Origin of the sequence: Thermohalobaculum xanthum, assembly GCF_016623495.1 — a bacterium.
GTDB classification, from domain to species: domain Bacteria; phylum Pseudomonadota; class Alphaproteobacteria; order Rhodobacterales; family Rhodobacteraceae; genus Thermohalobaculum; species Thermohalobaculum xanthum.
In genome coordinates this window covers 252,956-274,261 of the sequence record NZ_JAEHHL010000001.1, presented here as the reverse complement: position 1 = coordinate 274,261, position 21,306 = coordinate 252,956, and the positions used below count along the sequence as shown (strand labels likewise).

Sequence of the window (21,306 nt, the reverse complement as noted above, 5' to 3'; positions counted from 1 at the left end):
AACGGAAATCCGGCCGGACGGCGTTAGACGTGCCGACGCTTTAGACCGGCGGAGAGTGAGGAATGCGCGTCGCGCCGCTGATACTGGCCCTTGGCCTCGCCGCCGGCCTTGCCTGGTGGTTCGTCCCGCATGTCTCGGGGCGGCAGGATTCTGCTGGCGCGCAGGACGCCACGGCGACGGCCGAACAGGCAACCACCAGGGCCGGAAGCCCCGCCAGCGCCGACGCCCCCTCGCCCGGCGCCCCATCGCCCGGCGCCGTGCCCGTGATGATCATGGAGATCAGCGCCGAGCCGACCATCGACCGCATCACCCTGCGCGGCAGGACCGAGGCGAACCGCAACGTCGTGGTGCGGGCCGAGACGCCTGGCCGCGTGATCTCGGAGCCGCTGCGCGCGGGAACGCGGGTCGACGACGGGACGCTCTTGTGCCGGCTCGAGCCGGGCGCGCGCCAGGCCCAGGTGGCCGAGGCCGAGGCCGCGCTGGCCGAAGCGCAGGTCGAGGCCGATGCCGCGACCCAGCTCTCGCAGAAAGGGTTCACCGCCGAGACGACCCGCGTTGCGCGGCTCGCAGCGCTTCAGCGCGCCGAGGCAGCGCTCGACCTCGTGCGCCTCGACATCGCGCGGCTCGAGATCCGCGCCCCCTTCGCCGGCATTCTCGAGAGCGACACGGCGGAATTCGGGGCGCGCCTTGGCATCGGTGACGCCTGCGCGACGGTGATCGACCTCTCGGAGGTCAAGGTCACCGGCTATGTCTCGGAACAGGATGTCGACCGGCTCTCGGTCGGCCAGCCGGTGACCGTGCGGCTGATCTCGGGCGCGGTGCACGAGGGCGCCATCGGCTTCATCGGCAGCATGGCGGACGAGAGCACCCGCACCTATCGCGTCGAAGCCCGCCTGCCGAACGCGGACGGCTCGATCCGCGACGGAATGACGGCCGAGATCGGGGTGGAATTGCCGGCCGAACGCGCCCACCGCATTCCCCAGGCCGCGCTCACGCTCGACGACGAGGGGCGGCTGGGCGTGCGGCTTGCCGACGACAGCACCGCCCGCTTCCTGCCGGTGCGCATCGTGCGCGAGGATACCGGCGGCGTCTGGGTCACGGGCCTGCCCGAGACCGCGCGCGTGATCGTCGTTGGCCAGGAATTCGTGCGCGACGGCCGGCCAATCCTTTCCACGCCCGTGAGCTGGGACGACCTCGGATGACGCGCGTCGTCGACTGGCTCGCCGCCCGTGCGCGGATGATGATGGTGTTCATCGCGGTGTCGATCGGCGCCGGCATGCTCGCCTATCTCGGCCTGCCGAAGGAAGGCGCGCCCGACATCGACGTGCCCGTGCTCTACGTCTCGGTGCCGCTGCCGGGCGTCTCGGCGACCGATTCCGAGCGCCTGCTGGTCAAACCGCTCGAACAGGAGCTGCGGGGCCTCGAGGGGCTCAAGCAGATGACCGGCATCGCGAGCCAGGACCACGCCGGCGTCCTGCTCGAATTCGAGTTCGGATGGGACAAGGCCGCCGTGCTGGCCGATGTGCGTGACCGCGTGGACCGCGCCCAGGCCGAGTTTCCCGACGACGCCGAGGTCGCGGTCATCAACGAGGTCAATCTCAGCCAGTTTCCGATCCTCGTGATCTCGCTCTCGGGCGAGGTGCCCGAGCGCGCGCTGCTGCGCCTGGGCAAGGACCTTCAACGCGCCGTCGAGGCCGTGCCCGCCGTCCTCGAGGCCGAGCTCGCCGGTCATCGCGACGAGATGATCGAGGTGCTGATCGACCCGCTCAAGATGGAGAGCTACGGCGTCACCGCAGCCGACCTGCTCAGCATCGTCGACCGCAACAACCGCCTCGTCGCCGCGGGCCAGGTCGAGAGCGGCAGCGCCGAGTTCGCCGTCACCCTGCCCGGCGCCTTCGAGAACCCCGCCGAAGTCGGCAACCTGCCCGTGAAGGTCAAGGGTGACCGGGTCGTGCGCCTCTTCGACATCGGCGAGGTTCGGCGCACCTTCGAGGACGCCGAGGGGCGCGCGCGCTACAACGGCGAGCCGGCAATCTCGCTCCAGGTCTCGAAGCGCGTGGGCGAGAACATCATCGATACGGTCCGGACCGTGCGCGGCGTCGTCGAGAGCGAGATCGCGGCATGGCCCCCGGCGCTGCAATCGGCCGTGAACGTCGACTTCTCGATGGACGAGAGCGCGCGCGTCCTCGACATGGTGGGCCAGCTGGAAAGCTCGGTCATGACGGCGGTGCTGCTGGTCATGATGGTGGTGCTGGCAACGCTGGGCTTCCGCTCGGCTGTGCTGGTGGGCATCGCCATCCCCTGCTCGTTCCTGCTCACCTTCGCGCTCATGGCCGTGCTGGGCATGACCGTGAACAACATGACGATGTTCGGGCTGATCCTCGCCGTCGGCATGCTGGTCGACGGCGCCATCGTGGTGGTCGAGTACGCCGACAAGCGCATCTCGGAGGGCGTGGGCCCGATGACCGCCTACACCGAGGCCGCGCGCCGCATGTTCTGGCCGATCACCGCCTCGACGGCGACGACGCTCTGCGCCTTCCTGCCGATGCTGTTCTGGCCGGGAATGCCGGGCGAATTCATGGGGCAGCTGCCCGTGACGCTGATCTTCGTGCTTTCGGCCTCGCTGATCGTGGCGCTGCTCTATCTGCCGGTGATGGGCGGGGTCGCGGGCCGCATCTCGCGGTTGCTGGGCCGCATCGTTCCGCAGCGCAAGGCCGCACCAGCCCCCGGCGTGCAGCCCTACCGCCGCACACCCTTCGGCCGGTTCATCGCCGCGATCGTGCTGCGCCCGCTCGGGCCGTGGCTCGCGCTGGGTGTCGCCGGCGCGGCCCTTGCCGGCGTCTTCACGTGGTATGGCGCGGCCAACAACGGCACCGAGTTCTTCGTCAAGACCGACCCCGAGCGGGCCATCGTCTATGTCCGCGCCCGCGGCAACCTTGGTGTCGACGTCCGCGACCGGCTGGTGCGTTCGGTCGAGGAGCGCGTGGCGGGCGTGCCCGGCGTCGCGTCGGTCTTTTCCTTCTCCGGCACTGGCGGGCTCGCGGCGAAATCCGGGGCCGAGGGGCCGCCCGACGCGATCGGCCAGGTCCAACTCGAACTCGCCCCGTGGGCCGAGCGCGGCTCGGGAGACCCGATCATCGAGGAGATCAAGCGCCGCGTCGCCAGCGTGCCCGGCGTCATCGCCGAGCTCTCCGAGCAGCAGGACGGCCCACAGCAGGGCAAGCCCATCCAGCTCGAGCTGCGCTCGAACAACTGGGCCGAGCTGCACGCGGCCGCCGACATCGCGCGCGCCAAGTTCGAGACGATGCCGGGCCTGATCAACATCGACGATACGCGGCCTTTGCCCGGCATCGAGTGGCAGGTCACCGTCGACCGCGCCACCGCGGGGCGCTTCGGCGCCGATGTCGCGAATGTCGGGCCGATCGTGCAGCTCGTCACCCGAGGCGCCACGCTCGACACCTTCCGCCCCGACGATTCCGACGACGAGCTCGACATCCGCGTCCGCTTCCCCGCCCAGGACCGCAGCCTCGGCACTCTCGACACCCTCAAGATGCCGACCGCGCTTGGCCTCGTGCCGGTTTCGAACTTCGTCGAGCGCAACGCCGTGCCCAAGCTGGGCGAGATCCAGCGCCGCGACGGCGAGCGCTTCTTCATGGTCCGCGCCGGTGTCGACGCCGACACCTCCGAGATCGCGCGGATCGAGGAGCTCGAGCGCTGGATCGCCGAGGAGAACCCCTTCCCGCCCGCCGTCGCCACGCGCTTCACCGGCGACCGCGAGGAACAGCAGGAAAGCATGGCCTTCCTGGGCATGGCCTTCGCGGGCGCGCTGGGGCTGATGTTCGTGATCCTGCTGGCGCAGTTCAACTCGCTCTACAACGCCGTCCTCGTCCTCTCGGCCGTGGTGATGTCGGTGGCCGGCGTGCTGGTCGGCATGATCGTGATGGGGCAGACCTTCTCGATCATCATGACCGGCACGGGCATCGTGGCGTTGGCCGGCATCGTGGTGAACAACAACATCATCCTGATCGACACCTTCCAGGAATTCAGCCGGCGCATGCCGCAGCTCGAGGCCATCGTGCGCACCGCCGAGGCGCGCATCCGACCGGTCCTGCTGACCACCGTCACCACCATGGCGGGGCTTGCGCCGATGATGTTCGCAGCCTCGCTCGATTTCTCGGAAGGGCGGATCATGCAGGGCGCGCCGACGGCGCTCTGGTGGGTGCAGCTTGCCACGGCCGTCGTCTTCGGGCTGGGCATTGCGACCTTCCTGACGCTGATCGTGACGCCCGCGGCACTCGCCGCACGGGTCTGGGTGACGCATGGGGTGGGCGTCGGGCTCAGGCTCGGATGGCACCTCGCGCTGGCCGCAATCTGGCCCGCGCATCGCGCGCATCCCTATCTCGCCGACTGGCGGCTGCGTACGGCCCTGGCGCGCAAGGCCGAGACCGAGATCATCTGGGACGAGCCCCCCAGGGTCAGCCGCCGCATCGTCCGCGCCGCCGAGTGAGCCCGCAGGCCGGGCCCCGCGCCCTCTCGGTCTAAGCCGTCTCGGCCTCCGCCTCCTGGCGCGCCCACATCTCGGCATAGCGACCGCCCAGCGCCAAGAGCCGCTCGTGCCGGCCGCGTTCGACCACCCGGCCGGCCTCGAGCACCACGATCTCGTCGGCATCGACCACGGTCGACAGGCGGTGCGCGATCATCAGCACGGTGCGTCCCTGCCCCAGCCGCCGCAGCTCGGCCTGGATCTCGCGCTCGGTCCCGGTATCGAGCGCCGAGGTCGCCTCGTCGAGGATCAGGATCGGCGGGTCCTTCAGGATCGTCCGCGCGATGGCGACGCGCTGCTTCTCGCCACCCGACAGTTTCAGGCCCCGCTCGCCCACCATGGTGTCGTAGCCCTCGGGCAGCGTCATTATGAAGTCATGGATGCGCGCCGCGCGCGCCGCGCGCTCGACATCGTCGCGTGACGCTTTCTCGGCGCCATAGGCGATGTTGTAGCCGATCGTGTCGTTGAACAGCACCGTGTCCTGCGGGACCACGCCGATCGCGGCGCGTATCGAGGTCTGCTGCACCCCACGCAGGTCCTGCCCGTCGATCTCGATGGCGCCACCGGTCACGTCGTAGAAGCGGAACAGCAGCCGCGCGATGGTCGACTTTCCCGCCCCCGACGGCCCGACCACCGCCAGCGTGCCGCCGCCCGCCACGTCAAAGTCGACGCCGCGCAGGATCGGCCGCTCGGGGCCGTATCCGAACTCGACATCGCGAAACCGCACCCGCCCCTCGCCCACACGCAGCGGCGGCACGCCGGGGCGGTCGACGACCTCGGGCGCGGTGTCGGCCAGCGCATACATCTCGCGCATGTCGATCATCGACTGCCGGATCTCGCGATAGACGGTGCCGAGGAAGTTGAGCGGAACCGTGATCTGGATCAGGAAGGCGTTCACCATGACGAAGCTGCCGACCGTCAGGCTTCCCGCCTGCACCTCGACTGCCGACATCGCCATCACGCCGACCAGCCCCGCGGCGATGATCGCAGCCTGGCCCGAGTTCAGGATCCCCAGCGACGTCGCCGTCTTGATCGCGGCCTCCTGGTAGGACGCCATCGCCCGGTCGTAGCGCGCGCTCTCGCGCGACTCGGCGTTGAAATACTTGACCGTCTCGTAGTTCAGCAGGCTGTCGACCGCCTTCTGGTGCGCGTCCTGGTCGTCCTTGTTCATCTGCACCCGGATCTTCAGCCGCCACTCGGTGACGCGGAAGGTGAAGACCACGTAGGCGGCGATGGTCGCCAGCAGGACGGCGAAGTAGGCGAATCCGAACTCGACCCAGAAGATGATGCAGACGACGACCAGCTCCAGCGCCAGTGGCACGACGTTGAACACCAGGAAGCGCAGCAGGAAGTCGATGGCCTTGATGCCGCGGTCGACCACGCGGCTCAGCTCGCCCGTGCGCCGCGCCAGGTGATAGCCAAGGCTCAGCCGGTGGACATGGGCGAATGTCCGGTTCGCCAGACCGCGCAGTGCATGCTGGCTGACCCGGGCAAAGATCATGTCGCGCACCTGCTGCAGCACCGTGCCCGACAGGCGCACCACGCCATAGGCGACCACCAGCATGACCGGCGCCGCCACGGCCTGGGCCGCCGTACCGGGCTCGAGCGCATCGACCGCGGCGCGGTAGAGGAAGGGCGTCACGAGGGTCGCGCCCTTGGCCGCGACCAGCAGCAGCAACGCGATCACGACCCGGACCCGCAGCTCGGGCCGGCCCTCGGGCCAGAGGTCGGGCAGCACACGCCACAGCGTCTTGATGTCGGGCGTCCCCTGGGTCAGGGCACGCCGCCGCGATCCACGCATCACTCTCTCCGCGTCACGCGCGCGGCGCGAGCTGCCACGCGGCACATGCGCTCCATCTAAGCGCTGAAAGCCTCTTTCCAACCCGGGAGGCGCGCACAAGTCGTCGGGCCCACCTGCCTCGGGCCGGGAAGCGGGCCCGGACGGGCGACCGCTCAATCGGCGGCAATCAGTTCGGGGATGCTGAAAACCTGCCCGGGATAGATCAGGTCCGGATCGCGGATCAGCCCGGAATTCGCGCCGAAGATCACCGAGTAGCGGATCCCCTCGCCATAGTGCTGCTCGGCGATGCGCCACAGGTTGTCGCCGCGCTGCACCACGATACGCCGCTGGCGCGTCTCGACCCCGCCCGACCCGTTATCGTAGCTGAACGGCGTCTCGAGCCGGCTGGTCACCTCGCCCGACGCCGAAACCTCGTCGAAGCGCAGCAGCTTGGCGGTCTCGGCCACGGCGCGCGGCAGGGTCAGCTGCCAGTCCCCGGTGGCCGAGACCGCGGCATCCGTCACGAATTCGGCGTTCGCATAGGCGCGCACCGCGTGTCCGGGACGCGCGCGCCCCGCTGCGACGGCGTCTCCGCCCTGGCTGTAGGAAATCCGGTCGAGCACGACGCGCGCGCTCTCGGTCGCCGCGGGTTGCAGAAGGGCCACGCTCTCCGCCTCGGGCGCCACGATCAGCGGCGCATCGCTGCCGGTCTCGGAGGGCAGGATCACCACGGGCGCGCTCAGCCCCGCGCGGGCAGGCTCGGCCGTCAACGCGGCCTTCGCCTGGCCGGCCGCCGTATCGGCATCCGCCGCGGCCGCGACCTCGCCCTCGGCCGTGCCGGCCTGCTTCCCGTCGCTGGCGGCCTCGGGCGACGTGGTGACGACCTCCACCGCCTCCTGATCCACCGCCGATGCCGCCGCCGCGCCGGCGGCGCGCAGCTGCAGCGCGCGCGCCCGGTCACTGCGGCCAAGGCTTGCGAGGACCACGAAGCTGCCATCGCCGCCCGCGATCGCACTGGCGATCACCACGCCGTCGATCAGCAACTCGACCTCGGCGCCCGGCTGGGCGCTCCCCGCGATGACCGCCTCGCCTTCGGGGTCGACGCGCACCACGTCGAACACCGGCGTCGTGTCGTCGGCCAGGGCGACGACGGGCGCGGCGTCCTCGGCCGTGACCGTCTCGGCGTCCGTTCCGATCGCCGGCATGTCGGCGGCGGCCGGCTCGGTCTCCGCCTCGCCCGCGTCCGCAGGGGCGGCGCCATCGGCCGCGGCCTCGGGCACGGCGGCGATCTCGGCGTCGCTGGGTATGATCTCGGTCTCGGAGGGCTCGGCCTGGGTGTCCGTGGCCACGTCCGTGGCCGGGGCGGCGGCGCCATCGGCAGCCTTCTCGGCGGGCGCGGCGTTGTCGGGCGCGGGCTCGGCCGGCGCATCGGCCGCGGGCGTCACGGTGCCATCGGCCTGCGCGACCGCCTCGGGCACGGGCGCCTCAGGGCGCTCCAAGCCGAGCCGCACGCGCCAGTCCGGCACAAGATGGGTCAATGCGACCCCCGCCAGCGCCAACACGACGGCAGAGATCAGCCAGCCTCGGCGAGCCCTCTTCATCCCAGATGCCTCATCCTGCGGCCCAGCCGCAACACCCCGTTCCTCCGCCCCTCTATTGCATGAAAGCCACGCCATGTGGATAGTCAAGCCACGTTCAGGCACGAGGGGGCAGGATGACCGGGCAGACGGCAACGATTTGCATCTATTGTGGCTCTCGTGCCGGAAGACGGCCCGGTCACGTCAAGGTCGCACGCGCAGTGGGCGAGTCGCTCGGGCGCGCCGGATTCGGTGTCGTCTACGGCGCCGGGGACCTTGGCCTGATGGGCGAAACCGCCCGTTCAGCCCGCAATGCCGGCGCCCGCGTCACCGGGTTCATCCCGCGTCACCTCTTCGAGCTCGAGGTCTGCAAGAACGACATCGACGCCCTGATCGTCACCGAGACCATGCACGAGCGCAAGAAGCTGATGTTCGGCAACTCCGATGCGGTGCTGGCCCTGCCCGGCGGTCCCGGCACGCTGGACGAACTGATCGAGGTGCTGACCTGGCGCCACCTCGGCCTGCACGAGAAGCCCGTCGTCCTGCTCAATCCCGAGGATTACTGGGGCCCGCTCCTCGCGCTCTTCGACCACATGATCGACGAGGGCTTCGTCGGCGCGCCCTTCCGCGACTACCTGACGGTCGTCGACACCGTCGACGCGGCCGTCAGCGCCCTGCGCGACGCCCTGTCGCGCCGGTAGGCCGAGGCGGAATAGAGCGCCAGCGCCGCCCAGATCATCGGCAGCGCCACGGCGTGCCAGTCGGTAAGGTGCTCGCCCAGCACGGTCACGGCCAGCAGCACCTGCAAGGTCGGGCCGATATAGAGGATCAGCCCCGTGGTCGAGTAGTTGAGCCGCCGCGCGGCCTCGGCGAACAGGATCAGCGGGACCCCGGTCACCGGACCCGCCGCGATCAGCAGCAGCGAGGTTTCGAGGTCGGTGCCGAAATGCCCGCCCTGGAGGCCCGACAGGCCGCTCCACCCCAGCGCGTCCGCGCCCCAGACCCAGGCCAGCGCCAGCGGCACCAGCACCAGCGTCTCGACCACGAAGCCCGAGATCGCGCCCGTCGCCGCGCGTTTGCGCAGAAGCCCGTAGACCGAGAAGCTCAGCGCCAGCGACAGCGGCAGCCAGGGCGCCGTGCCGGTGCCGACCGACAGCACCACGACTGCCAGGCCCGCCAGCGCCACCGCCGCCCATTGCGCGCGGTCGAGCCGCTCGCCCAGCACCATGACGCCCAGCACCACACCGACCAGCGGCATGATGTAGTAGCCGATGCCGCACTCGGCGACGCGGCCCGCCTGGATCGCCATGAGGAAGATGAACCAGTTCGCGCCGATCAGGAGCGCGCTCAACGCCAGCACGCGGCGCTCGCTGCGGTCCGCGAGCGCGGCGCGGATCCGCTCGGTGCGCCCGGTCAGCAGGCAGAAGCCACCCACGAACACGGCCGCCCAGATGATGCGGTGCGCCAGCAGTTCCTCGGCCGGCACGTGACGCAACAGCGCGAAGAACAGCGGCGCGAAACCCCAGATGGTCGCCGCCGTCACCGCGGCCCAAAGCCCCGCCATGCCCGTCCTCCACGCAAAGACCCCGGGGCAAGCTGCCTCGCCCCGGGGCCGTTCCTCGCAGGGCCCCGTGCCGGGGCCCGCCGTTGCCTCAGCCGCCGGCCTTCGCCAGCCGCTCGGCCACGTTTTCCCAGTTCACGAGATTGTCGAGGAAGTTCGACAGGTATGCCGGCCGCTTGTTGCGATAGTCGATGTAGTAGCTGTGCTCCCACACGTCGCAGCCCAGCAGCGCGGTCTGACCGAAGCACAGCGGGTTCACGCCGTTCTCGGTCTTGGTCACCTTCAGCGAGCCGTCCTTGTCCTTGACCAGCCAGCACCAGCCCGAGCCGAACTGGCCCGCACCCGCGGCGGCGAAGTCGTCCTTGAACTTCTGGACCGAGCCGAAGGCGTCGGTGATCGCCTTCTCCAGCGCGCCGGGCATGCCCGTGCGCTTGGGGCCCATCATTTCCCAGAACTGGTTGTGATTCCAATGCTGCGAGGCGTTGTTGAAGATGCCCGACTGCGCCACGGCACCGGCCTGGTAGGTGCCCTTGACGATCTCCTCGAGCGACTTGCCCTCCCACTCGGTGCCGGCGATCAGCTTGTTGCCGTTGTCGACATAGGCCTTGTGGTGGAGGTCGTGGTGGAACTCGAGCGTCTCCTTCGACATCCCGAACGGCGCCAGCGCGTCATGGGCATAGGGAAGGTCGGGAAGCGTGAAAGCCATGGGGGTCCCCTCTCTGTCGGGTCGCTGAAATCCTCGGGGGCGTGGTCGCCCCTCGGGGCGGAATATATGACCTTGCCGCCCGGATGAAAGGGAATTCGGCGCGATCCGGCCAATGCCGGCGATACGGTAAGCCAGCGCGACGCCCGGGCTATGGCCCTGCCCCTCGCCGGCCGCGCGGCCGGGCTCAGCCCACAGCGATCAGCAGCGCCGCGACCCGGCGATCCTCGGCCAGAAGAACGTTGTAGGTGCGGCAGGCGGAGGGGGTCGACATCATCTCGACACCGATGCCCGCGGCCTCGAAAGCCTCGCGCAGCGCCCGCGGCAGGGGTGCGATCTCGGCACCCTGCCCGACCAGCACCACGTCGATCTCGGCCGCCGCCGCCAGCACGGGGGCAATCGCGGCATCGCCCAGCGCGCCCCCGGCCATCGGCTGGATGCCCGAGGGCAACAGCACCAGTGGCCCCTCGTGCCATTCGCCCGCGATGCGAAAGCCGCCGGGCCCATAGCCATCGACCGGGCGCTGGCCGCCGAATGTGATCTCGTTCATGCGCATGGCCCCGAGTGATGGGGGCTCACCGCCCCCGCGTCAAGGCCGCGCGCCGAACGGCGCTCATCCCTCGGCGCTGCCGAACTGGACGCCCGCCTTCTGCGGGTCTTCCTCGGTCCAGTCGCGCTTGATCTTCAGCGACAGCAGCAGCGCCGCCGCCACGAAGATCGAGGAATAGGTGCCGATCACGATTCCCCAGATCATGGCGAAGGTGAAGCCCTGGATCACCTGCGGTCCCAGCAGGAACATCGCGACCAGCGCGACCAGCGTGGTGAGCGAGGTCATCAAGGTGCGCGAGAGGGTCTCGTTGACCGAGAGGTCCAGCAGCTGGGCCAGATCCATCTTCTTGTATTTTCGAAGGTTCTCGCGCACGCGGTCATAGACGACCACGGTGTCGTTGAGCGAGTAGCCGACGATCGCCAGCAATGCCGCGATGATCGACAGGTTGAACTCGATCCCGACCAGCGCAAAGACCCCGATGGTCAGTGCCACGTCATGCACCAGCGCGATCACCGCACCCACGCCGAACTGCCATTCGAACCGCAGCCAGATGTAGACCAGCACCGCCGTCACCGCGAGCACGATGGCCAGGATGCCCGCCTCCAGCAACTCGCCCGAGACCTTGGGACCGACGACCTCGACGCGCCGCACCTCGCCGCCCTCGAAGACCTCGGTCAGCCGGTCGCCCACGGCGTCGGCCACGGCCATGCGCTCGTCGCCATCGGCGCCCTGCGCCTCGACCCGGACCAGCACGTCGCGCTCGGTGCCGAAGCTCTGGACCTGGACATCGCCGATCCCAAGCCCCGAGACCTCCGAGCGGATCGCGCCCAGATCGGCCTCCTGCGCGGTGCGGAACTCGATCATCGTGCCGCCGCGGAAGTCGATGCCGAAGTTCAGCCCCATCGCGACCAGCAGGCCCAGCGACACCACGACGCCGGCGACCGAGACGCCGAAGCAGGCCCGGCGCATCTTCATGAAGTGGAGATGCGTCTCGTCGGGCACCAGCCGGAACCGCTCGACCTGCAGCGTCTTGGGTCGAGCGCGCTCGAGCCACATCGAGATCATCAGGCGCGTCAGCAGCACCGCGGTGAAGACCGAGGTCACGATGCCGATGCCCAGCGTCACGGCGAAACCCTTCACCGGCCCCGAGCCGATCGCAAACAGGATCACCGCCGCGATGAGCGTGGTGATGTTGGCGTCGATGATGGCCGAGAACGCCTCGGAATAGCCCTTCTCGATGGCGCGGCTCACGCCTTTCGAGCGGCGCAGCTCCTCGCGTATTCGCTCGAAGATCAGCACGTTGGCATCGACCGCCATGCCGATGGTCAGCACGATGCCGGCGATGCCCGGCAATGTCAGCGTGGCCCCGATGGCCGACAGCACGCCCATGATCAGCGCGACGTTGACGACCAGCGCGACGCAGGCAAAGACGCCGAAGATCCGGTAGACCAGCAGCATGAAGCCGATGACCGCGGCGAAGGCCAGCGCGGTCGCGACCTCGCCCTTGGCAATCGAATCCGCGCCGAGATCGGGCCCGACCGTGCGCTGCTCGAGCACCTTGATCGAGGCGGGCAGCGCGCCCGAGCGCAGCAGGATCGACAGCTCGGTCGCGCTCTCGACCGTGAAGTTGCCCTCGATGAAGCCCGATCCGCCCAGGATCGGCGACTGGATGCGCGGCGCGGTGATCACCTCGTTGTCCAGCACGATGGCGAAAAGCTGCCCGACATTCGCGGCCGTGTAGTTGCCGAAGATGCGCGCGCCGCCGGAATCGAAGCGGAAATTGACCACCGGCAGGCCGGTGTCGGGGTGGAAGCCCAGCTGGCTGTCGACCAGCTGATCGCCGGTCAGGATCGCCCGGCGCTCCAGCAGCAGCGGCTCGGCGCTCGTGGCGTCGTTCAGCACCATCTCGCCCGGCCCCGGGTTCTGCGCCTCGGCGCCGATGCCCTTGACCGCGTGGAAGGTCAGCTTCGCGGTGCGCCCGATCAGCCCCAGAAGTTCCTCGGCCGAGCCGATGCCCGGCACCTGGACCAGGATACGGTCCTCGCCCTGGCGCTGGATGGTGGGCTCGCGCGTGCCGCTCTCGTCGATGCGGCGGCGCACGATCTCCAGCGACTGCGCCATCGTGCGCTCGTTCATCGCGGCGATGGCGGGCTCGGTCAGACCGATGCGCAGGGTCTGGTCGCCGCTGTCGGTCACCTCGAGGTCGCTGCCCGCCGCCATGCCCGGCAGGCCCGTGCCCAGCAAGCCCGTCACCGGCTGGGCGAGCGCGCGCAGCGCCTCGAGCGCGCGCGCCATGTCGTCGGCATTGGTGATGCGGACCGAGACGTGGTCCTCCGCCGCCCGCAGGCCGGTGAACCGGCGCACATCGGCGTCGATCAGGGCCTGGCGCACATCGGCGCGCAGCGCCTCCATCCGGTCGGCCTCGACCTCGCCGACCTGGACCTCGACCAGCAGATGCGCCCCGCCCCGCAGGTCGAGCCCCAGGTTCACCGAATCGCGCGGCAGCCAGTCGGGGATGCTGTCGCGCATCTCCTGCGTCGCCAGGTTCGGCAGGGCGAACAGGATGCCGAGCACGCAGAGCCCGATGATCCAGATCTTTTTCCAGAGCGGGAAGTAGAGCATAGGGCGCGGCCTTCAGGGGCTTGGTGTCGTGGGTCCCGAGGGCGAATGGCCAGGCCCGCGATCGCGCCCGGCCCTCCGCGGGTCTCAGGCGTCGTTCGCGGGCTCGGTCTTGGAGACGACCTGGGCAATGGTCGACTTGACCACCCGGATCTTCACGCCCTCGGCGATCTCGACCTCGGCCTCGTCCTCGTCGCGGACGCGGACGACCTTGCCCATGATGCCGCCCGCCAGGACGACCTGGTCGCCGCGCCGCAGCGCCTCGATCATCTGCTTGTGCTCCTTCGCGCGTTTTTGCTGCGGGCGGATCAGCAGGAAGTAGAAGATGACGAAGATCAGGATCAGCGGCAGCAGCGAAGGCAGGAAGCCTCCACCGGGCGCGGCGCCGGCGGCCTGGGCGTAGGCGGGGGTCGCAAACATGCGGACTCCTTTCGTGACAACTGTTTCTGGCGCGCCACGAACGTCGCGAGCGCAGGCACCGGCGATATATACGGCGCCCCCGCCCCATGCAAGCAACGCCCGGCCCGACCGGCCCGCTTCACCCGGCAACGCCCGCAGGGTGCCTTGTGGCGCGCTTTTTCGCGCTTGCAGCACGACTTCGCACTTGCAATAAATTTTTATCCCTGCAATATTGTTGCGCGGAGATCGAGACCTTTGACACATGTCAAAGTTGCTCGGCTCTGGTGCGGTTATCGTACCAACGGCGAAAAGAAAAACGATCTGCCCGGGAGAGAACGCATGCTCGACGTCATGTATTACAGTGCCGCCGCGCTCGGCATTACCCTCTACGCCGCAGTGATGGCCATCGCGTTCGTCTGATACCCGACCCGTAGGACCTGCCTGCCCTGCATGCCCGCGCACGCCCAACGGGGCCGCGCGCGCCGGTTCGCGCGTGCTGGAAAAGCCCATCAGGATCGGCTATGCCGCGCCGGGTCCATCCCGCCCGCTCGGTCCCGAAGGAGCTGACCATGCACGACATCCGCGCCATCCGCGAAAACCCGGCTGCATTTGATGCCGCGCTCTCGCGCCGCGGGCTCGCGCCGGTCGCGGCCGAGATCCTCGCGATCGACGAGGCGCGCCGCGCCAGGATCACCGCGGCCGAGGCCGCACTGGCCGCACGCAACGCGGCATCGAAGGACGTGGGCAAGGCCAAGGCCAGCGGCGACGAGGCCGAGTTCGAGCGGCTGCGCGCGCTGGTGGCCGAGAAGAAGGACGAGATCGCCCGCCTCGAGGCCGAGGCCAAGGCCGAGGACGAGCGTCTCGAGGCGCTCCTGCTCACGATCCCCAACCTGCCGCTCGATTCGGTGCCCGACGGCGCCGACGAGAGCCAGAATGTCGAGCTGCACCGCTGGGGCACCCCGCGCACGTTCGATTTCGCGCCGCGCGAGCATTTCGAGTTGGGCGAGGCCATGGGATGCATGGATTTCGAGTTCGCCGCCCGCCTCTCGGGCGCGCGCTTCGTCACGCTCAAGGGCGCGCTCATCCGCCTGCATCGCGCGCTGGCGCAGTTCATGCTCGACACCCATGTCGACGAGAACGGCCTGACCGAGGTCTGGACCCCCGTGCTGGTCAAGGACGAGGCCATGGTCGGCACCGGGCAGCTGCCGAAATTCGCCGAGGACAGCTACCAGACGACCAATGGCTGGTGGCTCATCCCCACGGCCGAGGTGACGCTCACCAACATCGCGGCCGGCGAGATCCTCGATGCCGGCACCCTGCCCCTGCGCTTCACCGCCTGGACGCAATGCTTCCGGTCCGAGGCGGGCTCGGCCGGCAAGGACACCCGCGGCATGCTGCGCCAGCACCAATTCGAGAAGGTCGAGATGGTCTCGATCACCACGCCCGAGGACGCGCTGGCCGAGCACGAGCGCATGACCCGCTGCGCCGAGGGTATTCTCGAGAAGCTCGGCCTGCCCTACCGCACCGTGGTGCTCTGCACCGGAGACATGGGCTTCGGCGCCCAGCGGACCCACGACATCGAGGTCTGGCTGCCCGGCCAGGACACCTACCGCGAGATCTCGTCGTGCTCGGTCTGCGGCGATTTCCAGGCCCGGCGCATGAACGCCCGCTTCCGCCGTGAAGGGGAAAAGCGGCCCGATTTCGTGCACACCCTGAACGGCTCGGGCCTCGCGGTCGGCCGCGCGCTGATCGCGGTGATGGAGAACGGCCAGCAGGCCGACGGCTCGATCACTATCCCCGAGGTGCTGCGGCCCTACATGAAGGGCGCCACGGTCATCCGCGCGGACGGCTCGCTCGGCTAAGTAACCAGCAGGATCCCGGACCAGCGCCGGGATCCCTTCCGCGCGGGCAATGATTGCCGAAGACCCTTCCTGTCGTCGATGCACTCACGTGCGTTCACACATAAACTATATAAAAACAATATGTTACGTAGGGTTTCACGCGTGAAAGCCCGCGTCCTCGACATGTCGCGGCGTCACTTCCACGCGATCCGCGGCCGCATATCGGCCCGCTCACCGGAGCGCCCGCCCATCGCACCCGAGAAATCCGCCATGGACGCGGCTCCGCCTCACCCCTAAAACGCCCCACAGGCAAGACAGGCGGCGGGAGCGGGCAGCATGCGGATTCTCATCACCAACGACGACGGCATCAACGCGCCGGGCCTGAAGCTGGCCGAGTCGATCGCGGCTGAGATCGCCGGCCCGTCAGGCGAGGTCTGGGTGGTGGCCCCCGACAACGAGCGGTCGGGCGCGAGCCACGCGATCTCCTACACCGCGCCGATGCGCCTCACCCGGCTCTCGGACCGGCGCTTCTCGGTCGACGGCTACCCCGCCGACTGCGCGCTGGTGGGGCTCCATCGCGTCATGAAGGAATGCCCGCCCGATCTGGTGATCTCGGGCATCAACCGGGGCCACAACGTGGCCGAGGACCTTGTCTATTCCGGCACCGTGGGCGCGGCGATGGAGGCGGCGCTGGCCGGCTTCCCCGCGATCTCGATGAGCCAGTTCTTCCGCAACTGGGAAGGCGCGCCCGACGACCTTTGGGACCCCGCGCGCGCCCATGGCACCGAGACGCTGCGCCGCGTCCTCGCCATGCCCCGCCGGCGCGGCGTGTTCTACAACGTGAACTTCCCCGCCGTGCGCCCCGAAGCGGTCAAGGGTTTGGCCGTCTGCCCGCACGGCCTGCGCGCCGAGGCCACCTTCGAGGTTGTCCCCTACACCGCGCCCAACGGGCGCGAGTTCCAGTTCCTGCGTCACACCACGGCGAACAGCTCGGCGCCCGAGGGCTCGGACGCGCGGCTCTGCCTCGAAGGCTGGATCACCGCGACGCCGGTCATCCCGCAGATGACCGCCTATGACCTGATCGAGGGCGCCCGGGCCACGCTGTCGAATGACAGCCGCGCGGCTTCGGTCTAGGCTCGGCCAGATGTCGCGTCCTTCCAGTCGGAGCTTCCCATGACGCCCGATCATCGTTCCGAGAGCCTGATGCGCCTGATGCTCAGCCTCAGACAGGCGGGCGTCACCGACAAGCGCGTGCTGACGGCCATGGAGTCGGTGCCGCGCGACGTGTTCGTCGACCGCGCCTTCAAGGATCGCTCGTGGGAGGACCGGCCGCTTCCCATCGCCTGCGGCCAGACGATCTCGCAGCCCTCGATCGTCGCCGTGATGACCGAAGCGCTCAACGTGACACCACGCTGCAAGGTGCTCGAGATCGGCGCAGGCTCGGGCTACCAGACCGCGATCCTCGCGCGCCTCGCGCGCCGGGTCTACGCCATCGAGCGGCACCGACCGCTGGTCCGGCTGGCCCGCGAGCGGCTCGAGGGCCTTGGCATCCACAACGTCACCATCCGCACCGGCGACGGCACGCGCGGCTGGCCGGAGCAGGCGCCGTTCGACCGCATCCTGGTCGCCGCCGCGGCCGACGACGCGCCGCGCATGCTGTTGGATCAGTTGCGCCCCGGTGGCATAATGGTGGTGCCCGTCGGGCAGTCGGACGAGGTTCAGCAGCTGATCAAGATCGAGAAGACTGAGGACGGTCTCGATTACACGGTCTTGTCGGACGTGCTTTTCGTTCCGCTGATCGAGGGGATGCCCGAGGAGAACGGCCCCTGAGCAGGCGGGCCGCAGCGGGTAGATGCGGCGGCCGCCGACGGCGGTCGCAACCGGACCAGAAACGAAAGAGGCAGGAGCTGGAAGCACCATGCGGTCCATCAGTCAGAAGGCGGGGCTCGGCCTCGCGCTCGTATCGGCGATGACGCTCGCCGGCTGCGCCGGCAGTAAATCCTCGAACCAGGCCGCGGTCGAGTATCGCGGCACGGGCAGCGGCGGCGCGGTCACGCAGCCGGCCCCCGGCGCGCCGGCCACAGGCCCCGGAGGCGTGATCGCCTATGACGGGTACGAAGCCATCCGTGCGAGCCAGGGAGACACGGTCGCAAGCCTCGCAGACCGGGTCGGCCTGTCGGCCAGCGAGCTCGGCTCATACAACGGCCTCTCGCCGACGCAGCAGCTGCGGGCCGGCGACGAGCTGGTCCTGCCTCCGCGACCGGGCGGCTATGGCGGCACAGCGGTCGCGTCGGCCAGCACCGCCACGGGCGCTGGCGCAACGCCGGGCATCGTGACGACGACCCCAGGCCCGACCTTCGACACCGCTGCCCCGGCGAGCGCGGGAACCGCCGCCGCCGAGAGCGCAGCCCCGGCGACGTCCAGTGGCGGCTGGTCGCCGGACCTCGCGGCCGCGGCGATCGATCGGGCAGGCACGGCGGACGCGCCGCTCGAGCCGCCTCCCTCGGCTGCCACGCCGCTTCCGCCGGAGCCGGAACGCCCGGCGGATCTGCCCTCGCCCGATCTGGGGCAGTATCAGACCCCTGCCCCGAGCGCGGACCCCTCGGGCACCGCAGCCGCTACCACCGCAGCAACCGAGCGCGCCGCCGTCGAGGCAGAGCGCGCCGCCGAGCAGGAACTTGCCGCCGCCTCGCCGTCGGCGCGGCCCGCCGGGCTCGAGAACCTGCGCCTCACCAAACCCGTCGATGGCCCCGTGGTGGTCGGCTACGATACCTGGGGTGCCGGCGGCACCCGCAACGAGGGCGTCGACTTCGCCGCCCCTGTCGGCACGCCGGTGGTGGCGGCCGCGGACGGCTCGGTTGCGCTCGTCTCGCCGTCGCTGGGCGGTCTCGGCACGATCGTGGTCGTCCGTCACCCGGACGAGCTGCTCACCGTCTATGGTCGCGTCGAGGGCGTGACGGTCGGCAAGGGCACCACGGTGCGGCGTGGGCAGCCGATCGGGACGGTTGCCCCCTCGCCCGACGGCGGCGAGCCGCGCATGCATTTCGAGGTGCGCCGCGGCGCGGTCAGCGTCGACCCGATGCCGTTCTTCTGACGCTCGGGCCGAGAGGCCGGACCGATCAGGCCCGAAACCGCGAAGGGCGCTGCTGCGATCAAACGGCAGCGCCCATTTCATTAGAGCCCGTACACGCCGACCAAGGCCCGGCGCATTCGATCAGAGGTCGAGCGGCACGCCCTCGCGTCCGGCGAGGTCCTGGACGAACTGCCAGGCCACGCGGCCAGACATGGCACCGCGTGACTGTCGCCATTCCACCGCCTCGGCCCGCAGCCGCGCGTCGTCGATGTCGATGCCGAAGTGATCGCAGTAGCCACGGATCATCGCCAGGAACTCGTCCTGCGTGCAGGGGTGGAAGCCAAGCCACAGCCCGAAACGGTCCGAGAGCGAGACCTTCTCCTCGGTCGCCTCCGACGGGTTGATCGCCGTCGAGCGCTCGTTCTCGATCATGTCGCGCGGCATCAGGTGGCGGCGGTTCGAGGTGGCGTAGAACAGGACATTCGCGGGACGCCCGGCAATACCGCCGTCGAGCACCGCCTTGAGCGACTTGTAGTGGCTGTCGTCCTTGTCGAAGGAAAGGTCGTCGCAGAACACCAGGAATCGCAGGCCCTGATCGCGCAGCAGGCCGAGCAGACGGCCGATGCTCGGGATATCCTCGCGGTGGATCTCGATCAGGCGCAGCGTGCCTGTTTCGGCATTGGCGCGCGCATGCGCCGCCTTTACCAGCGACGACTTGCCCATGCCGCGCGCGCCCCACAGAAGTGCGTTGTTCGCGGGCAGGCCTCGGGCGAAGCGAAGCGTGTTCTCCATCAGCGTATCGCGCGACCGATCGATGCCGACCAGCAGCCCCATCTCGACGCGGTTGACGCGGGGGACGGGGATCAGGCGGTCGGGCTCGGGCGCCCAGACGAACGCGTCCGCGGCCGAAAAATCCGGTGCCGGCGCAGGCGGAGGCGCGATCCGTTCGAGCGCCTCGGCGATCCGTACCAGCACCGCGTCGTCAGCGCTCACGAGTCCTTCTCCGGCGTCGAGGAGGCGGACTCGACACTCTCGGGCAAGCCTGCTTCCTCGTCTTCCTCCTCGTCGGCCGCGGCGGCCGCGCGCTTTCGTTCGTTGAAACGAACGAGATGGATCGAGATCTCGTAGAGGAGATAGACCGCCGCGCCGAGGCCAACCTGGCTGATCACGTCGGGCGGCGTCAGCACGGCCGCGACCGCGGCGATCCCGACGATGGCGTATTTGCGCTTGCGGGCAAGACCATCGGCCGTCACGAGCCCCGCCCGACCCATCAGCGTCAGCAGAACGGGCAGCTGGAAGCACACGCCAAAAGCAAGAATGAAGGTCATGGAGAGCGTGAGATACTCGTTCACCTTGCCCAGGAACTCGATATGCGTAGCGCCCGTGCCATCCCCCGGAACCTGGAAGTTCAGGAAGAAGTCGATGGCGAGCGGCATGATCAGGAAGTAGACGAAGCTGCCGCCAAGGATGAACAGGATCGGCGTCGCGACCAGAAACGGCAGAAACGCCTTCTGCTCGGAGGTGTAGAGGCCGGGCGCGACGAAGCGCCACAACTGGTTGGCGATCACCGGGAAAGCTAGGCAGAAGCCGCCGAACAGCGCGAGCTTGAGGTAGGTGAAGAAGGCTTCATGCAGGGCGGTGAAGATCAGCCCGCAACGCTGGCCGCGGTCTTCGAGCGCTTCGCACAACGGCAGCGTGAGGATCGTGTAGATGTCCTCGGCGAAGATCCAGCAGACCACGAAGCCCCCGCCGAGACCGACGAGCGACCAGATCAGGCGGCTCCGGAGTTCGATCAGATGCTCGATCAGCGGCGCAGAGCTGTCGTCGATATGCTTTTCAGTCATCTGCCATCCGGTGTCAGGCGTCTTCTGCGCCACCGGACCGGGCCGCCGCCGGTTCGGGCGCGGGCGCCGGTGCTGGCGCCTCGGCTACTTTCTTTGGCTCGGCCGGAGCCTTGTCGGGAACGGCGGTCTTGGTGGAGCCCGATGATGTCGTGCCACCGCTCTTGCCGCCCGCCGCCAGGCTCGCGCTGCTGCGCTTTGCCTGCTCGGCGAAATCGAGCCGGGTCATCGAGTCGAGGTCGCGCTTGGCGTCACGAAGCTCCTTGAGGTTCCCGATGTCGGCCTCGCGCGCGGCATCCTCCATCGACCTCTGGAACTCGCGCGCGACCGAGCGCGCCTTGCCGACATACTGGCCGACCGTCCGCAGCAGCCCAGGAAGCTCCTTGGGGCCGACCACGATCAGCGCCAGCATGCCGATGACGAGAAGCTCGCTCCAGCCGATGTCGAACATGGGGCGCGCTCCCCCTCCCGCCGATCAGGCGTTGTCCTTGCCCTGCTCCGACTTGCTGGGCGTCACGTCGATGGTCTGGTCGCGCTGTTCGGCAACCTTCGGAGCCTCGTCGGGATCTTCGGCCATCCCTTTCTTGAAGCTCTTGATGCCCTTGGCCATGTCGCCCATCAGCTCGGAAATCTTGCCGCGCCCGAAGAGCAGGACCAGAAGCAGCACCACAATCAGGATTTGCCAGATGCTGAGGCCCATGAATCTCGTCTCCCTGTCACTGCGATGCGCCGCCTCTCGGGCGGGCGCGGATCGTCGGTCCCGGACACACATATTCGCTCGGCGTCGCGGTTGAAAGACCTGATTTGACGTGCTGACAC

General features: G+C 69.2%; 19 protein-coding genes. 8 read left to right on the top strand and 11 right to left on the bottom strand.

What is annotated here, in order from left to right:
- The first annotated feature begins 62 nt into the window (after positions 1–62).
- Both H0I76_RS01320 and H0I76_RS01315 read left to right on the top strand, forming a co-directional pair.
- Positions 63–1,202, top strand: coding sequence for an efflux RND transporter periplasmic adaptor subunit (locus tag H0I76_RS01320; protein WP_200606019.1), 1,140 nt, complete (start codon positions 63–65; stop codon positions 1,200–1,202).
- Positions 1,199–4,507: an efflux RND transporter permease subunit gene (locus H0I76_RS01315; protein WP_200606017.1), complete on the top strand. Its 3,309-nt coding sequence runs from the start codon at positions 1,199–1,201 to the stop codon at positions 4,505–4,507. The genes H0I76_RS01320 and H0I76_RS01315 overlap by 4 nt, the downstream gene beginning before the upstream one ends.
- A gap of 31 nt (positions 4,508–4,538) precedes the next feature.
- Here H0I76_RS01315 and H0I76_RS01310 read toward each other — a convergent pair whose 3' ends face one another.
- Both H0I76_RS01310 and H0I76_RS01305 read right to left on the bottom strand, forming a co-directional pair.
- Positions 4,539–6,344, bottom strand: coding sequence for an ABCB family ABC transporter ATP-binding protein/permease (locus H0I76_RS01310; protein WP_200606015.1), 1,806 nt, complete (start codon positions 6,342–6,344; stop codon positions 4,539–4,541).
- Between the two features lie 152 nt (positions 6,345–6,496).
- A complete protein-coding gene (locus H0I76_RS01305; protein ID WP_200606013.1) occupies positions 6,497–7,924 on the bottom strand; it encodes a LysM peptidoglycan-binding domain-containing protein in 1,428 nt (475 codons plus the stop codon).
- Positions 7,925–8,037: 113 nt separating this feature from the next.
- Here H0I76_RS01305 and H0I76_RS01300 point away from each other — a divergent pair, with 113 nt between their 5' ends.
- A complete protein-coding gene (locus tag H0I76_RS01300; protein WP_200606005.1) occupies positions 8,038–8,601 on the top strand; it encodes an LOG family protein in 564 nt (187 codons plus the stop codon).
- On the opposite strand, the gene rarD is transcribed toward H0I76_RS01300, so the two are convergent.
- The 5 genes from rarD to yajC all read right to left on the bottom strand — a co-directional run bounded on the left by rarD (position 8,532) and on the right by yajC (position 13,753).
- A complete protein-coding gene (gene rarD, locus H0I76_RS01295; RefSeq protein WP_200605994.1) occupies positions 8,532–9,464 on the bottom strand; it encodes an EamA family transporter RarD in 933 nt (310 codons plus the stop codon). The genes H0I76_RS01300 and rarD overlap by 70 nt on opposite strands.
- An 88-nt stretch (positions 9,465–9,552) precedes the next feature.
- Positions 9,553–10,167, bottom strand: a complete 615-nt coding sequence (locus H0I76_RS01290; protein ID WP_200605993.1) for a superoxide dismutase — start codon at positions 10,165–10,167, stop codon at positions 9,553–9,555.
- Positions 10,168–10,351: 184 nt separating this feature from the next.
- Complete coding sequence (locus tag H0I76_RS01285) at positions 10,352–10,714, bottom strand: Mth938-like domain-containing protein (protein ID WP_325166142.1); 363 nt, start codon at positions 10,712–10,714, stop codon at positions 10,352–10,354.
- 63 nt (positions 10,715–10,777) lie between these two features.
- A complete protein-coding gene (secD, locus tag H0I76_RS01280; protein ID WP_200605989.1) occupies positions 10,778–13,336 on the bottom strand; it encodes a protein translocase subunit SecD in 2,559 nt (852 codons plus the stop codon).
- Positions 13,337–13,420: 84 nt separating this feature from the next.
- Complete coding sequence (yajC, locus tag H0I76_RS01275) at positions 13,421–13,753, bottom strand: preprotein translocase subunit YajC (RefSeq protein ID WP_200605979.1); 333 nt, start codon at positions 13,751–13,753, stop codon at positions 13,421–13,423.
- A 234-nt stretch (positions 13,754–13,987) separates the two neighbouring features.
- Here yajC and H0I76_RS01270 point away from each other — a divergent pair, with 234 nt between their 5' ends.
- The 5 genes from H0I76_RS01270 (at position 13,988) to H0I76_RS01250 (ending at position 18,667) form a co-directional block, all read left to right on the top strand.
- Positions 13,988–14,152: a hypothetical protein gene (locus H0I76_RS01270; protein WP_200605970.1), complete on the top strand. Its 165-nt coding sequence runs from the start codon at positions 13,988–13,990 to the stop codon at positions 14,150–14,152.
- Between the two features lie 149 nt (positions 14,153–14,301).
- Positions 14,302–15,594: a serine--tRNA ligase gene (serS, locus tag H0I76_RS01265; RefSeq protein WP_200605968.1), complete on the top strand. Its 1,293-nt coding sequence runs from the start codon at positions 14,302–14,304 to the stop codon at positions 15,592–15,594.
- A 315-nt stretch (positions 15,595–15,909) separates the two neighbouring features.
- Positions 15,910–16,707 (top strand): 5'/3'-nucleotidase SurE, encoded by a 798-nt coding sequence (gene surE, locus H0I76_RS01260; RefSeq protein ID WP_200605964.1) that lies wholly within the window; start codon positions 15,910–15,912, stop codon positions 16,705–16,707.
- Positions 16,708–16,746: 39 nt separating this feature from the next.
- On the top strand, positions 16,747–17,403 hold the full coding sequence (locus H0I76_RS01255; protein WP_200605962.1) for a protein-L-isoaspartate(D-aspartate) O-methyltransferase: 657 nt from the start codon (positions 16,747–16,749) through the stop codon (positions 17,401–17,403).
- 88 nt (positions 17,404–17,491) lie between these two features.
- Complete coding sequence (locus H0I76_RS01250) at positions 17,492–18,667, top strand: M23 family metallopeptidase (protein WP_200605960.1); 1,176 nt, start codon at positions 17,492–17,494, stop codon at positions 18,665–18,667.
- Between the two features lie 120 nt (positions 18,668–18,787).
- On the opposite strand, the gene H0I76_RS01245 is transcribed toward H0I76_RS01250, so the two are convergent.
- From H0I76_RS01245 to H0I76_RS01230, 4 genes are read right to left on the bottom strand one after another with little or no spacing between them, the layout of a single operon-like run.
- On the bottom strand, positions 18,788–19,639 hold the full coding sequence (locus H0I76_RS01245; RefSeq protein WP_325166133.1) for an ATP-binding protein: 852 nt from the start codon (positions 19,637–19,639) through the stop codon (positions 18,788–18,790).
- On the bottom strand, positions 19,636–20,490 hold the full coding sequence (gene tatC, locus H0I76_RS01240; protein ID WP_200605958.1) for a twin-arginine translocase subunit TatC: 855 nt from the start codon (positions 20,488–20,490) through the stop codon (positions 19,636–19,638). Before tatC ends, H0I76_RS01245 begins: the two co-directional genes overlap by 4 nt.
- 13 nt (positions 20,491–20,503) lie before the next feature.
- Positions 20,504–20,938 carry a Sec-independent protein translocase protein TatB gene (gene tatB / locus H0I76_RS01235; RefSeq protein ID WP_200605949.1) on the bottom strand — a complete coding sequence of 145 codons (435 nt, stop codon included), beginning with the start codon at positions 20,936–20,938 and terminating at the stop codon, positions 20,504–20,506.
- A 24-nt stretch (positions 20,939–20,962) separates the two neighbouring features.
- Complete coding sequence (locus tag H0I76_RS01230; protein ID WP_200605946.1) at positions 20,963–21,187, bottom strand: twin-arginine translocase TatA/TatE family subunit; 225 nt, start codon at positions 21,185–21,187, stop codon at positions 20,963–20,965.
- Positions 21,188–21,306 lie beyond the last annotated feature (119 nt).